Annotated in this window: 13 protein-coding genes; 8 read left to right on the top strand and 5 right to left on the bottom strand. The window is 61.1% G+C overall.

Going from position 1 to position 13,232, the window contains the following annotated elements; all coding sequences use genetic code 11:
* Positions 1-34 precede the first annotated feature (34 nt).
* Positions 35-2,959, bottom strand: a complete 2,925-nt coding sequence (gene uvrA, locus VH564_RS19200) for an excinuclease ABC subunit UvrA (RefSeq protein ID WP_423341469.1) — start codon at positions 2,957-2,959, stop codon at positions 35-37.
* A 247-nt stretch (positions 2,960-3,206) separates the two neighbouring features.
* On the opposite strand from uvrA, the gene VH564_RS19195 reads away from it, so the two are divergent.
* Together VH564_RS19195 and VH564_RS19190 are read left to right on the top strand one after the other, a co-directional pair.
* Complete coding sequence (locus tag VH564_RS19195; RefSeq protein WP_423341468.1) at positions 3,207-3,758, top strand: single-stranded DNA-binding protein; 552 nt, start codon at positions 3,207-3,209, stop codon at positions 3,756-3,758.
* Between the two features lie 75 nt (positions 3,759-3,833).
* Positions 3,834-4,088: an RDD family protein gene (locus VH564_RS19190; protein ID WP_423341467.1), complete on the top strand. Its 255-nt coding sequence runs from the start codon at positions 3,834-3,836 to the stop codon at positions 4,086-4,088.
* Between the two features lie 18 nt (positions 4,089-4,106).
* On the opposite strand, the gene VH564_RS19185 is transcribed toward VH564_RS19190, so the two are convergent.
* Positions 4,107-4,739, bottom strand: a complete 633-nt coding sequence (locus VH564_RS19185) for a MarC family protein (protein WP_423341466.1) — start codon at positions 4,737-4,739, stop codon at positions 4,107-4,109.
* Positions 4,740-4,963: 224 nt separating this feature from the next.
* On the opposite strand from VH564_RS19185, the gene gyrA reads away from it, so the two are divergent.
* A complete protein-coding gene (gene gyrA, locus VH564_RS19180) occupies positions 4,964-7,810 on the top strand; it encodes a DNA gyrase subunit A (protein ID WP_423341465.1) in 2,847 nt (948 codons plus the stop codon).
* 658 nt (positions 7,811-8,468) lie between these two features.
* Here the strand turns inward: gyrA and VH564_RS19175 are convergent.
* The 3 genes from VH564_RS19175 to VH564_RS19165 all read right to left on the bottom strand — a co-directional run bounded on the left by VH564_RS19175 (position 8,469) and on the right by VH564_RS19165 (position 9,113).
* A complete protein-coding gene (locus VH564_RS19175) occupies positions 8,469-8,603 on the bottom strand; it encodes a hypothetical protein (protein WP_423341464.1) in 135 nt (44 codons plus the stop codon).
* 40 nt (positions 8,604-8,643) lie between these two features.
* Positions 8,644-8,799, bottom strand: a complete 156-nt coding sequence (locus tag VH564_RS19170; RefSeq protein WP_423341463.1) for a hypothetical protein — start codon at positions 8,797-8,799, stop codon at positions 8,644-8,646.
* A gap of 131 nt (positions 8,800-8,930) precedes the next feature.
* Positions 8,931-9,113, bottom strand: coding sequence for a hypothetical protein (locus VH564_RS19165; RefSeq protein ID WP_423341462.1), 183 nt, complete (start codon positions 9,111-9,113; stop codon positions 8,931-8,933).
* Positions 9,114-9,315: 202 nt separating this feature from the next.
* Here VH564_RS19165 and coaD point away from each other — a divergent pair, with 202 nt between their 5' ends.
* From coaD to tgt, 5 genes are all read left to right on the top strand, one after another.
* Positions 9,316-9,810, top strand: a complete 495-nt coding sequence (gene coaD / locus VH564_RS19160) for a pantetheine-phosphate adenylyltransferase (RefSeq protein WP_423341461.1) — start codon at positions 9,316-9,318, stop codon at positions 9,808-9,810.
* Between the two features lie 29 nt (positions 9,811-9,839).
* Complete coding sequence (locus VH564_RS19155; RefSeq protein WP_423341460.1) at positions 9,840-10,418, top strand: peptidylprolyl isomerase; 579 nt, start codon at positions 9,840-9,842, stop codon at positions 10,416-10,418.
* Positions 10,419-10,441: 23 nt separating this feature from the next.
* Positions 10,442-10,951, top strand: a complete 510-nt coding sequence (locus tag VH564_RS19150) for a peptidylprolyl isomerase (protein ID WP_423341459.1) — start codon at positions 10,442-10,444, stop codon at positions 10,949-10,951.
* A 73-nt stretch (positions 10,952-11,024) separates the two neighbouring features.
* Entirely contained in the window at positions 11,025-12,098 is a 1,074-nt protein-coding gene (gene queA, locus VH564_RS19145; RefSeq protein ID WP_423341458.1) for a tRNA preQ1(34) S-adenosylmethionine ribosyltransferase-isomerase QueA, read from the top strand.
* Positions 12,099-13,229 (top strand): tRNA guanosine(34) transglycosylase Tgt, encoded by a 1,131-nt coding sequence (tgt, locus tag VH564_RS19140; RefSeq protein ID WP_423341457.1) that lies wholly within the window; start codon positions 12,099-12,101, stop codon positions 13,227-13,229.
* The last annotated feature ends 3 nt before the right edge of the window (positions 13,230-13,232 follow it).

Below are 13,232 nucleotides of genomic sequence, written 5' to 3'. Positions count from 1 at the left end.
CAAGCGGAGCCCAGCCTCAACCTGTCAGCTGGCCTCACTCCGCCGCCGCTACGACTTTCTTCACCGGCCGACGTTCCAGCAGCTCCTTCAGGAACTGACCCGTATAGGAGCGCTTTTCCTTGACGATGGTCTCAGGCGTGCCGATTGCAACGATCTCGCCGCCGCCGTCGCCGCCCTCGGGGCCGAAATCGAGCACCCAGTCGGCCGTCTTGATGACCTCGAGATTGTGCTCGATGACGACGACCGAGTTGCCCTGGTTGACGAGTTCGTGCAGCATCTCCAGCAGCTTGGCGACATCGTGGAAATGCAGGCCGGTCGTCGGTTCGTCGAGAATGTAGAGCGTGCGCCCGGTCGAGCGCTTCGACAGTTCCTTGGCGAGCTTGACGCGCTGCGCCTCGCCGCCCGACAGCGTGTTCGCCTGCTGTCCGACCTTGATGTAGCCGAGGCCGACATCCTTCAGCGACTGCAGCTTGTCGCGCACGGCCGGAACCGCAGCAAAGAAATCGACGCCTTCCTCGACCGTCATGTCGAGAACGTCGGCGATAGACTTCGACTTGAAGGTAACGTCCAGCGTTTCGCGGTTGTAGCGCTTGCCGTGGCAGACGTCGCAGGTGACGTAGACGTCGGGCAGGAAGTGCATCTCGATCTTGATGACGCCGTCGCCCTGGCAGGCCTCGCAGCGGCCGCCCTTGACGTTGAACGAAAAACGTCCCGGCTGATAGCCCCGAGCCTTGGCTTCCGGCAGCCCGGAGAACCAGTCGCGGATCGGCGTGAAGGCGCCGGTATAGGTGGCCGGATTCGAGCGTGGTGTGCGGCCGATCGGCGACTGGTCGATGTCGATGACCTTGTCGATATGCTCGAAGCCGTCGATGCGGTCGTGCTCGGCCGGCGTTTCGCGCGCGCCCATGACGCGGCGAGCGGCAGACTTGTAGAGCGTCTCGATCAGGAAGGTCGACTTGCCGCCGCCCGACACGCCGCTGACAGCTGTGAAGACGCCAAGCGGGATCGAGGCGGTGACGTTCTTCAGGTTGTTGCCGCGGGCGCCAACGACCTTGATCTCCTTGCCTTTCTTCGGCTTGCGCCGCTCGGAAGGCACGGGTACGCCGAGATCGCCGGACAGGTAGCGACCGGTCAGCGAATTCGGGTTCGCCATGATCTGCTGCGGCGTTCCATGGGCGATGACCTCGCCGCCATGGATGCCGGCCGCCGGGCCGATGTCGACGACATCGTCGGCCTGCATGATCGCATCCTCGTCGTGCTCGACGACGATCACCGTATTGCCGATGTCGCGCAGATGCTTCAGTGTCTCCAGCAATCGCGCATTGTCGCGCTGGTGCAGCCCGATCGACGGTTCGTCGAGGACGTAGAGCACGCCCGTCAGGCCGGAGCCGATCTGCGAGGCAAGCCGGATGCGCTGGCTTTCGCCACCCGAGAGCGTGCCGGAGTTTCGCGACAGGCTCAGATATTCCAGACCGACGTCGTTGAGGAAGCGCAACCGGTCGCGGATTTCCTTGAGGATGCGCACGGCAATCTCGTTCTGCTTCGACGTGAAGATCGCCGGCAGCGTCTCGAACCAGTCGCGAGCATTGCGGATCGACATTTCCGAGACCTGGCTGATGTGCAGCGTGGCAATCTTCACCGCCAGCGCTTCCGGCTTCAGGCGATAGCCGTGGCAAACCGGGCAGGGTGCTGCCGACATGTAGCGCTCGATCTCCTCGCGGGCCCAGGCGCTGTCGGTTTCCTTCCAGCGGCGCTCGAGGTTCGGAACGATGCCTTCGAAATTCTTGTGGGTCGTATAGGCGCGGGCGCCATCGGCGTATTGAAACTCGATCTTGTCTTCCGTGCCATGCAGGATGACGTCCTTGGCCTTCAACGGCAGCTCGTTCCAGCGGCTGGAGAGCTTGAAGCCATAATGCTTGCCGAGCGCTTCCAGCGTCTGGTTATAATAAGGAGACGTGGATTTTGCCCAGGGAGCGATGGCACCGTCACGCAACGTGCGCTCGTGTTCCGGCACGATCATGTCCGGATCGATTTTTTGCAGGGAGCCCAACCCGTCGCAGGACGGGCAGGCACCGGCCGGATTGTTGAACGAGAACAGCCGCGGCTCGATTTCCGGAATGGTGAAGCCGGAGACCGGGCAGGCGAACTTTTCCGAAAACAGCACCCGCTCGTGCGTTTCGTTGAGTGACTTGTTGGCTGAACCGCCGGCAGAAGTTTCCTCGGGCGGCAGCGGCTTGTCGGCGAATTCCGCGACGGCAAGGCCATCGGCGAGCCGCAGAGACGTCTCGAAACTGTCTGCCAGACGCGATGCGACGTCCTCGCGCACAACGATGCGGTCGACCACAACGTCGATGTCGTGCTTGTACTTCTTGTCGAGCGCAGGTGCGTCGGCGATCTCGTAGAACTGGCCGTCGATCTTGACTCGCTGAAAGCCCTTTTTCATGAGCTCGGCGAGCTCTTTCTTGTATTCGCCCTTCCGGCCACGCACCAAGGGCGCCAGGATATAGAGCCGCGTGCCATCGCCGAACGCCAGCACCCGGTCCACCATCTGACTGACCGTCTGGCTCTCGATCGGCAGTCCGGTGGCGGGAGAGTAGGGGACGCCGACGCGCGCAAACAGCAGGCGCATGTAGTCGTAGATTTCCGTGACAGTGCCGACCGTCGAGCGCGGATTGCGCGAGGTCGTCTTCTGCTCGATGGAGATCGCCGGCGACAGACCCTCGATCTGGTCGACATCGGGCTTCTGCATCATCTCGAGAAACTGGCGCGCATAGGCCGACAGGCTTTCGACATAGCGTCGCTGGCCTTCGGCATAGATCGTATCGAAGGCGAGCGACGACTTTCCGGAGCCGGAAAGGCCGGTCATGACGATCAGCTTGTTGCGCGGCAGATCGATGTCGATACCCTTGAGGTTGTGCTCGCGCGCACCCCGGATGGAAATAGTCTTCAGTTCGCTCATCGTTTTCCGCTCAATCCTGTTCAGCCCTTATCTAGTGATGCACGGCGGCGAGTCGAGGTTGAAACGTCACTCTCGCGCAGCTTTTCGATTCGGTTGACAAAATCATAGCCGCTCAATAGAACAAAGAAAGAACAAATTTCTTTGTGGATGAGTGCCGCTTAGATCGCACCGGGCGGCGTCGATAGTTTATGGTGCGTCCAATTGGGTTTCAAGGCCGCCATCAGGCGCGGCGAGCAGGGTGAGCGGAATGGCGGGCAGCGTAAACAAGGTAATTCTGATCGGGAACCTCGGAGCTGATCCGGAAATCCGCCGGACCCAGGACGGCCGCCCGATCGCCAACCTCAATATCGCGACGTCGGAAACCTGGCGCGACAAGTCGTCTGGCGAGCGCAAGGAAAAGACCGAGTGGCACCGCGTCGTGATCTTCAACGAAGGTCTCTGCAAGGTGGCCGAGCAGTATCTGAAGAAGGGCGCCAAGGTCTATATCGAAGGCGCGCTGCAGACCCGCAAGTGGACGGACCAGGCCGGCATTGAAAAGTACTCGACCGAAATCGTCCTGCAGGGCTTCAACTCGACCCTGACGATGCTCGACGGTCGTGGTGAAGGCGGCGGCGAAGGCGGCGGTCGCGGAATGCAGCGCAGCGGCGGCGGTGGCGGCAACGACTTCGGCGGCGGCGGTTCGGGCTATGGCGACGACTATAACCAGTCCTCCTCTTCCGGGCGCGGCGGTTCTGCAAATAATAGCAGCTCCGGCGGCGGAAACTTCTCGCGCGATCTCGACGACGACATTCCTTTCTGAAATAGAATTTTCCCCATGCGCCCGGTTGTCGGGCGCATGAGCCGGATACCGGCTCACCAAGGGGGACTTTAACCTATGTCAGAAGCTGCTCTACCTAGAAACCCGTCGACCTGGCGGCGCGTCTTGGCTTTTATCCTTGATTTGATCACTGCTTTTTTCGTTATTGGCTACATCGTTGCTGCAGCCACCGGTGGCACGACCGATGATGGCTTCCAGCTCAATGGCTGGCCGGCACTCCTGCTGTTTGCTCTTGTGATCGCCTACTTCGTGATCTTCAATCGCTTCTTCGGCGGCACCATCTGGAAGTATATCCTGAAGGCACGCACGTAAGCCGCGCAGCCGTCTGATTTAGCCGATTGCAAAGGCCGCTCGGATCCCGTCGACGACGAACTGGGCGGCCAACGCCGCGAGAATGACCCCCAAAAGACGTGTCAGTATGGCTCGCCCCGTCATGCCGAGGAAGCGGTCCAGCCGTTCGGCGATCAACAGGGCGGCAAATGTGAGTGCCAGGCAGGCCGCAATGACGACGATCAGTTGCGAACGGTCGATGGAGCTCTGCATGGATCCGGAGAGCAGGATCGTCGCCGAGATGGCACCCGGTCCGGCGATCAGCGGCAGGGCCAGTGGGAAGACCGAGATATTGTGGATGTGATCGCGGGTGATCGCCACCTCGGCGGTCTTCTCCTTGCGATCCTGGCGCTTTTCGAAAACCATTTCGAACGCGATCCAGAACAACAACAGGCCACCGGCAATCCGGAAGGCGCCAATAGAAATGCCGAGTACTCCCAGCACGCTCGCTCCGAACAGAGCGAAGGCAGCCAGGATGCCGAAGGCTATCAGGGAACCGCGCAGGGCAACCTGGGTCCTTTGGCTGCGGTTCATGCCCGTGGTCAGCGCCAGGAACAGCGGCGCCAGCCCCGGTGGATCGATCGTCACCATCAAAGTGGTGAAGGCGTTGATCAGACTGTCCGCGCTCGCCATAATTCCTCCGATATCGGCACTCTTAACTGACAGGGCGCTTGTCACACGGCGCGTGACACCACGCAACGCTTCGCCTTCAATAGGTTTTCGCACAGGTCACGGAAATGTGCTATCTAACCCTTCCAAAGCCTAAAAGCCTGTTCAAAACCCTTGGCGAAATTGGCGCGTTTGTCCGCTTTCGGCTATAAATTCCACAGTGATTCTTAAAGAGATCGTGATCTGTTTTGACTGAACAATCCACACCCGGTGGCGGGAAGCTCCCGCCAGGCATCGAGCCAATTTCCATCATCGAGGAAATGCAGCGGTCCTATCTCGATTACGCCATGAGCGTTATCGTCAGCCGCGCACTTCCGGATGTCCGCGACGGTCTGAAGCCTGTTCATCGGCGTATCCTCTTCGGCATGTCCGAGCTCGGGATCGACTGGAACAAGAAATACGTCAAATGCGCCCGCGTCACCGGGGACGTGATGGGTAAGTACCACCCGCACGGCAACTCGGCGATCTACGACGCGCTGGCCCGCATGGCGCAGGACTGGTCGCTGCGCCTGCCGCTGATCGACGGTCAGGGCAACTTCGGCTCTGTCGACGGCGATCCACCGGCGGCCGAACGCTACACCGAGTGCCGGCTGCAGAAGGCCGCCCACGCGCTGCTCGACGACCTCGACAAGGACACGGTCGACTTTCGCGAGAACTACGACGGGACGCTGAGCGAGCCCGTCGTCGTCCCTGCGAAATTCCCGAACCTCTTGGTCAACGGCGCCGGCGGCATCGCCGTCGGCATGGCGACCAATATCCCGCCGCATAATCTCGGCGAAGTCATCAATGCCTGCATCGCGCTGATCGACGATCCGGCGATCGAGCTTGCCGATCTGATGCAGATCATTCCCGGCCCGGACTTTCCGACCGGTGCCAAGATCCTCGGTCGGGCCGGCATTCGCTCGGCCTATGAGACCGGCCGTGGCTCGGTCATCATGCGCGGCGTCGCGGCCATCGAGCCGATGCGCGGCGATCGCGAACAGATCATCATCACCGAGATCCCGTTCCAGGTGAACAAGTCGACGATGATCGAGAAGATGGCCGAACTGGTGCGCGAGAAGCGCATCGAAGGCATCTCCGACCTCCGCGACGAATCGGACCGCCAGGGCTACCGCGTCGTCGTCGAATTGAAGCGCGATGCCAACGCCGAAGTCATCCTCAACCAGCTCTATCGCTACACGCCGCTGCAGACCTCCTTCGGCTGTAACATGGTGGCGCTGAACGGTGGCAAGCCGGAGCAGATGACGCTGCTCGACATGCTGCGCGCCTTCGTTTCCTTCCGCGAAGAAGTCGTTAGTCGGCGTACGAAGTACCTGCTGCGCAAGGCCCGCGACCGCGCGCACGTCTTGGTCGGACTCGCCATTGCCGTTGCCAATATCGATGAAGTCATTCGCGTTATCCGCCAGGCACCTGATCCGCAGTCGGCCCGCGAAGAGCTGATGACCCGCCGCTGGCCGGCATCGGATGTCGAAAGCCTGATCCGGCTGATCGACGATCCGCGCCACAAGATCAACGAAGACCTGACCTACAATCTGTCGGAAGAGCAGTCGCGCGCGATCCTCGAATTGCGCCTTGCCCGACTGACGGCCCTTGGTCGCGACGAAATCGGCGACGAACTCAACAAGATCGGCGACGAGATCAAGGATTACCTTGACATCCTGTCGTCGCGCGTCCGCGTTCAGACCATCGTCAAGGAAGAAATGATCGCGGTCCGTGACGAATTCGGCACGCCGCGCCGCACCGAGATCATCGACGGCGGCCTCGAGATGGACGATGAGGATCTCATCTCCCGCGAGGACATGGTCGTCACCGTCTCGCATCTCGGCTACATCAAGCGCGTACCCCTGACCACCTACCGCGCCCAGCGCCGTGGCGGCAAGGGCCGCTCCGGCATGGCAACGCGCGACGAGGATTTCGTCAATCGCCTGTTCGTCGCCAACACCCATACGCCGGTGCTGTTCTTCTCGTCGCGTGGCATCGTCTACAAGGAAAAGGTCTGGCGCCTGCCGATCGGCACGCCGCAATCGCGCGGCAAGGCGCTGATCAACATGCTGCCGCTCGAAAAGGGCGAACGCATCACCACCATCATGCCGCTGCCCGAGGACGAGAAGTCCTGGGAAAACCTCGACGTCATGTTCTCGACGACGCGCGGCACGGTACGCCGCAACAAGCTGTCGGACTTCATCCAGGTCAACCGCAACGGCAAGATCGCCATGAAGCTCGAGGAAGAGGGCGACGAAATCCTCTCGGTCGAGACCTGCCAGCCGCCGAACGCCGATCTCAACCTGCAGGGCGACGACGTCCTGCTGACGACGGCACTCGGCCAGGCGATCCGCTTCCCCGTCGACGACGTCCGCGTCTTTGCCGGCCGCAACTCGATCGGCGTGCGCGGCATTACCATGGCCGATGGCGACCGCATCATCTCGATGACCATCGTCAACCATGTCGACGCCGAGCCGTGGGAACGCGCTGCCTACCTGAAGCGCGCTGCCAACGAGCGGCGTCTGGCGACCGGCGAGGCCGAAGAGGTGGTCCTGGTCGGCGAGGAAGTCGTCGAGGAAGGACAGCTCAGCGACGAGCGCTATGAAGAGTTGAAGGCGCGCGAGCAGTTCGTGCTGACGGTCTCCGAAAAAGGCTTCGGCAAGCGCTCCTCTTCCTACGATTTCCGCATCTCCGGTCGCGGCGGCAAGGGCATCCGTGCCACCGACACGTCGAAGACGGGCGAGATCGGCGAACTCGTCGCAGCCTTCCCGGTCGACGAACGCGACCAGATCATGCTGGTGTCCGATGGCGGCCAGTTGATCCGCGTCCCGGTCGGCGGCATCCGCTTCGCCAGCCGTGCTACCAAGGGTGTGACGATCTTCTCCACGGCCAAGAACGAAAAGGTTGTCTCGGTCGAGCGGATCAATGAGCCGGAAGACGATGAAGAGATCGCCGACGTGGTTGCCGAGGATGGCAGCGTGGTTGCGGTGGAAGGTGAAGCCGGCAATGCCGCACCAGAAACCGATGCTCCGGAAGGCGAAGGCGCGGAATAACCCGCGCAACCGATAAGCGAAAAGATGAACCGGGCAGCTTGGGCTGTCCGGTTTTTTTTGACTGCACAGCTCACCGGCTGGCTTTGGAGGTTTTGCCTCGTCTATCCCGGCGGCGGAGCCGACCCGATTGGCAGCGAAGTCCAGATCACGCTCATAGCCTCCGGTGAGTTGGGCAAGCGGTGGCCCTTGCCGTCGATATATACCCCCAAGACGAAGCTGCCTGCGGGACGGCGGCGGACCTCCAGGTCACGGGTATCACAGTTCACGAATCCCCAGCCTGCCTGACGAACATCAACGGCTTCGCGAGCGTGTGCCAGGCGATTTCGCGCATGCTTCGGGTCTGAAGGTGAGCCGCAAAGGGATGCGAGATGGTGGGCCGAAACATTGAATGGTGTGGCATCGTGGTGAACCGCGACGCTCCGTGGTCGGCACCCCGACCTCAGCGAAAAGCTATTAGCCGCAAGGCATTGCGTATCTCGGGGGCATTGGATGGCGGCCTACGCACTCCGTTAGGATGCAAGGACAGCGGGGGCGTAGCGAGGACAGGCAGGGCAGCACGGCTGGCATCGATATCACCAACTGCACAAAAGAAAATAGCCAGGCGCTGTGAAGCGTCCGGCTATTGTGGGTGGCATTCGAGGGCGACGAAGTCGGCCGCTCAGAATACCTTATGCTGCTTGGTGATGTGCTTCATCTCTTCGCTTTCGCGCCGTAGCGCTGAGACCGTCGAGGCCACGGACACGATAAACATGAGGCTGATGACAGCGGTGAGCAATGTCAATATCGTGAACATGGGGTTGTTTCCTTCTTCGCAACTACGTGCGATCAGATCCTCAATATTGGCTCGCCACGTGGGCCTGAGCCGATGCATATGGACCATAGACAGGAGACTGATCGGCCTTCTGACCGTAGAGAGCAACAGTGAAAGCCAGCATGCCGGTGATGACGGTCATCCATACGACGTTGATCAGGATGACTTTGTCTGGCATTGCTTTTTTCCTTGATGTCAAGATGTTCATGTCTGTGTTCCGATCTTATAACGTGTCCTTTGGAAATTGGTTCCGCCGGATATTAAGGGCTGTTTAACTTCAGCTGGCTGAAGCCACCTTGAATAGTCTGTTCATTTACCGTTCATCTTTATGGCAGCCTGACGAAGCTTTGCTGCAACCTCCAGGGCGAGCGCATTCTCCGGCTTGACGGCTGCCTGCGGCCACTCGATTTCGTAGCTGTCGCGAAACAGGTGTGCGAAGATTTCAACGACCAGCGAAACGACGATAGTGGCGGTGACGAGCAGGATCAGCATGACCGTTTGCCTTCGAGTTGAGCGTGAAGGCGAAGCCCTCTGGCCGCCTCCGATGATGAAGCCAGTTGATCACAGACTGGCTGAAACAGGCTTGAACGGCCCATTCATCCGGCGTTCAGCCGTGGGCGGCGGCGGCCGCAAATAGCTTGCGATGGCGTTCCATCCATGACAAAAGGCCTTCCAAGCAACCGGCCGGTAGAGAATGACGATAGCTTTCTATCCCGGATCCTTCGATCCGATGACAAACGGACATCTCGACGTTCTCGCCCAGGCGTTGAACGTTGCCTCGACCGTGATCGTCGCAATCGGTGTTCATCCCGGCAAGGTTCCCCTGTTTTCGTTTGAGGAGCGCGCCGATCTGGTGCAGCAGTCGCTGGCGTCGGCTTTCCCGCTGAAAGCAGGTTCGGTTTCCGTGGTTTCCTTCGACAATCTCGTCATCGACGCGGCCCGCAGTCATGGTGCATCCTTGCTGGTCCGCGGTCTGCGCGACGGGACGGATCTCGACTACGAAATGCAGATGGCCGGCATGAATCGCCAGATGGCGCCGGAATTGCAGACAATCTTTCTACCCGCCGGCACGGCGTTCCGGCCGATAACGGCCACATTGGTCCGCCAGATTGCGGCCATGGGCGGTGACGTCAGTGCCTTCGTGCCCGCGCCGGTTCTTGCCGCCTTGAAGGGCAAAGCGAAACGCTAAGCCCAACGATTTTCCAAACGGAGCATTCCATGAAGTTCATCCACATCGCTTTCGCCGGACTTATGTGCCTGGCATCCTTCGCCGGCGCAGCCTCGGCAGCCTCGGCAGCCGACGACAACGACATCACCATCCAGCTGAAGGACGGTCCGGTCGTCATCCAGCTGATGCCGGAAGTGGCCCCGAAGCATGTCGCCCAGATCAAGGCGCTCGTCGCCAAGGGTGCCTATGACAATGTTGCGTTCCATCGCGTCATCGACGGCTTCATGGCGCAGACCGGCGACGTCAAGTTCGGCAACATGACCAAGGGCTACAACGCCCAGCAGGCCGGCATGGGCGGCTCCGACATGCCCGACATCAAGGCCGAGTTCTCCAAGACGCCATTCGTGCGCGGCACGGTGGGCATGGCCCGCTCGCAGGATCCGAATTCGGCGAATTCGCAGTTCTTCATCATGTTCAAGGACGGTCCCTTCCTCAACGGCCAGTACACGGTCGTCGGCAAGGTCATCTCCGGCATGGATCTCGTCGACAAGATCAAGAAGGGCGAGGGCGAAAGCGGTTCCGTCACCAACCCTGACCGGATGATCAAGGTCACCCTGGGCAAGAAGTAAGAAGTTCAAAAGAGGAAAATACAATGGCTGAGATCAAAGATCCCGAAAACACCATCATCCTGGAAACCACCAAGGGCAAGGTCGTCATCGAGCTGCTGCCGCAGGTAGCGCCCGAGCACGTTGCGCGCATCAAGGAACTGGCCCGCGAAAAGGCCTATGACGGCGTCGTCTTCCACCGCGTTATCAACGACTTCATGGCCCAGACCGGTGACGTCAAGTTCGGCAAGACCGGCGGCGCGGAATTCAATCCGGCCCGCGCCGGCATGGGCGGCTCGGAAAAGCCCGACCTGAAGGCTGAATTCTCTGCCACCAGCCACGTTCGCGGCATCTGCTCGATGGCCCGTTCGCAGGCCCCGAACTCCGCCAATTCGCAGTTCTTCATCTGCCTGGCCGACTCACCCTGGCTCAACAAGCAGTACTCTGTCTGGGGCCAGGTCATCGAAGGCATGGACAATGTCGACAAGATCAAGAAGGGCGAGCCCGTCAAGGATCCGGATTCGATCGTCTCCATGCGGGTTGCCGCCGACGTCTGATCGTGATTAGTCCTGAAGCCCGCCCTTCACGCTGCCTGCGTGGGGGCGGGTTTCGCTTTGTCTGGAATTGCCCATGCGCGTAGACCTTTTCGATTTCGACCTGCCGGATGAAGCCATTGCGCTGCGTCCTGCCGAGCCGCGCGACAGCGCCCGGCTGCTGCTGGTCGATCCCCATGCAACGCCTGAGTTGTCCGATCGTCGCGTCCGGGATCTGCCGTCCTTCCTGAAGGCTGGCGACGCAGTGATCTTCAACGACACCAAGGTTATCCCGGCACAGCTCGAAGGCTTGCGCCACCGCGATGGTGCGCCCGCCCAGCCAGTGTCGGCCACGCTGCACATGCGGATGTCGCCGGGCAGCTGGAAGGCATTTGCCAAGCCCGGCAAACGGATCAAGACCGGTGACCGCATCCAGTTCGGCAGCGAGACGGCCGATATCGCGCTGGAGGCGACAGTGGGCGAGAAAGGCGAGGGCGGTGAAATCACCCTGCATTTCGACATCTCGGGCGCCGACCTCGATGCCGCCATCGCGGCCGTCGGCCATATTCCCCTGCCGCCATACATTGCCGCCAAGCGTCACGAGGACGAGCGCGACAGCAGCGACTACCAGACGATCTATGCCCGTGAGAAGGGGGCCGTGGCGGCCCCAACCGCCGGCCTGCATTTCACACTCGAACTCTTCGATGCCCTCGACCGCCTCGGCGTCGAGCGCCACTTTGTGACGCTGCATGTGGGCGCCGGCACCTTCCTGCCGGTCAAGGCCGACGATACGGACGACCACAAGATGCACCAGGAGATCGGCCATGTCAGCGCCGAGACGGCGGCGGCACTGAATGCCGTCAAGGCGCGGGGCGGTCGGATCGTCTGCGTCGGCACGACGTCGTTGCGGCTGATCGAGAGTGCAGCGGCCGATGACGGCACGATCGATCCCTGGTCCGGACCGACCGGGATCTTCATCACGCCCGGCTATCGCTTCAAAGCCGTCGACATTCTCATGACCAATTTTCACCTGCCGCGCTCGACGCTGTTCATGCTGGTCTCGGCCTTTGCCGGCTACGAGACCATGAAGGCCGCCTACGACCATGCGATCGGCACCGGCTACCGCTTCTATTCCTATGGCGATGCCAGCCTCCTGTTCCGGAAAGACTAGATGAGCCAGACCTTTCAGTTTCAATTGAAGAAGACCGATGCCGGCGCCCGTCTCGGCGAAGTCTCCATGCCGCGCGGTTCGATCCGCACACCCGCCTTCATGCCGGTCGGCACCGTCGGCACGGTCAAGGCGATGTATCTCGACCAGGTGCGCGACACCGGCGCCGACATCATTCTCGGCAACACCTACCACCTGATGCTGCGCCCCGGCCCGGAACGCGTCCAGAGGCTCGGTGGCCTGCATGAATTGATCCGCTGGCCGCATCCGATCCTCACCGATTCCGGCGGCTTCCAGGTGATGTCGCTGTCGGGTCTGCGCAAGCTCGACGAAAAGGGTGTCACCTTCAAGTCGCACGTCGATGGCAGCACCCATTACATGTCGCCCGAACGCTCGATCGAGATCCAGGGCATGCTCGACAGCGACATCCAGATGCAGCTCGACGAATGCGTGGCACTGCCATGCGAGCCGAAGGAAATCCAGCGCGCCATGGAAATGTCGCTGCGCTGGGCAGAGCGCTGCAGGGTGGCGTTTGGCGAGCAGCCCGGCAAGGCCATGTTCGGTATCGTCCAGGGCGGCGATATTCCTGATTTGCGTATCCGCTCTGCACAGGGTCTGACGCAGCTGGACCTGAAAGGCTATGCGATCGGCGGCCTCGCGGTCGGCGAACCGCAGGACGTGATGCTGAAGATGCTCGAAACGACGCTGCCTGTCCTGCCAACCGACCGGCCGCGCTACCTGATGGGCGTCGGCACGCCCGACGATATTTTGAAGTCTGTGGCGCGCGGCATCGACATGTTCGACTGCGTCATGCCGACCCGCTCCGGCCGTCACGGCTTGGCCTTCACCCGCCGTGGCAAGGTCAATATCCGCAATGCCCGCCATGCCGAAGACATGCGTCCGCTGGACGATCAGTCCAATTGCCCGGCGTCGCGCGACTATTCCCGCGCCTATCTGCATCACCTGACACGGACCGGCGAGGCTCTGGGCGGCATGCTGCTGTCCTGGCACAATCTGGCCTATTACCAGGAGCTGATGCAGGGGATCCGCAAGTCGATCGAAGAGGGGCGTTTCGCCGACTTCATGGCGGAGACGCAGGAAAACTGGGCAAGGGGTGACATCGATCCGCAGTGAGGA

The sequence above is a fragment of the Rhizobium sp. HT1-10 genome (genome assembly GCF_049472505.1).
Classification (GTDB): domain Bacteria; phylum Pseudomonadota; class Alphaproteobacteria; order Rhizobiales; family Rhizobiaceae; genus Rhizobium.
The sequence above is the reverse complement of the archived record's forward strand: the minus strand, read 5'-3'. Positions and strand labels throughout refer to the sequence as shown.

Excerpts from the sequence above, each read along its gene's own strand:
- uvrA (WP_423341469.1), bottom strand. The coding sequence starts at position 2,959 with ATGAGCGAACTGAAGACTATTTCCATCCGGGGTGCGCGCGAGCACAAC.
- VH564_RS19195 (WP_423341468.1), top strand. The coding sequence starts at position 3,207 with ATGGCGGGCAGCGTAAACAAGGTAATTCTGATCGGGAACCTCGGAGCT.
- VH564_RS19190 (WP_423341467.1), top strand. The coding sequence starts at position 3,834 with ATGTCAGAAGCTGCTCTACCTAGAAACCCGTCGACCTGGCGGCGCGTC.
- VH564_RS19185 (WP_423341466.1), bottom strand. The coding sequence starts at position 4,739 with ATGGCGAGCGCGGACAGTCTGATCAACGCCTTCACCACTTTGATGGTG.
- VH564_RS19175 (WP_423341464.1), bottom strand. The coding sequence starts at position 8,603 with ATGTTCACGATATTGACATTGCTCACCGCTGTCATCAGCCTCATGTTT.
- VH564_RS19170 (WP_423341463.1), bottom strand. The coding sequence starts at position 8,799 with ATGCCAGACAAAGTCATCCTGATCAACGTCGTATGGATGACCGTCATC.
- VH564_RS19165 (WP_423341462.1), bottom strand. The coding sequence starts at position 9,113 with ATGCTGATCCTGCTCGTCACCGCCACTATCGTCGTTTCGCTGGTCGTT.
- coaD (WP_423341461.1), top strand. The coding sequence starts at position 9,316 with ATGACGATAGCTTTCTATCCCGGATCCTTCGATCCGATGACAAACGGA.
- VH564_RS19155 (WP_423341460.1), top strand. The coding sequence starts at position 9,840 with ATGAAGTTCATCCACATCGCTTTCGCCGGACTTATGTGCCTGGCATCC.
- VH564_RS19150 (WP_423341459.1), top strand. The coding sequence starts at position 10,442 with ATGGCTGAGATCAAAGATCCCGAAAACACCATCATCCTGGAAACCACC.
- queA (WP_423341458.1), top strand. The coding sequence starts at position 11,025 with ATGCGCGTAGACCTTTTCGATTTCGACCTGCCGGATGAAGCCATTGCG.
- tgt (WP_423341457.1), top strand. The coding sequence starts at position 12,099 with ATGAGCCAGACCTTTCAGTTTCAATTGAAGAAGACCGATGCCGGCGCC.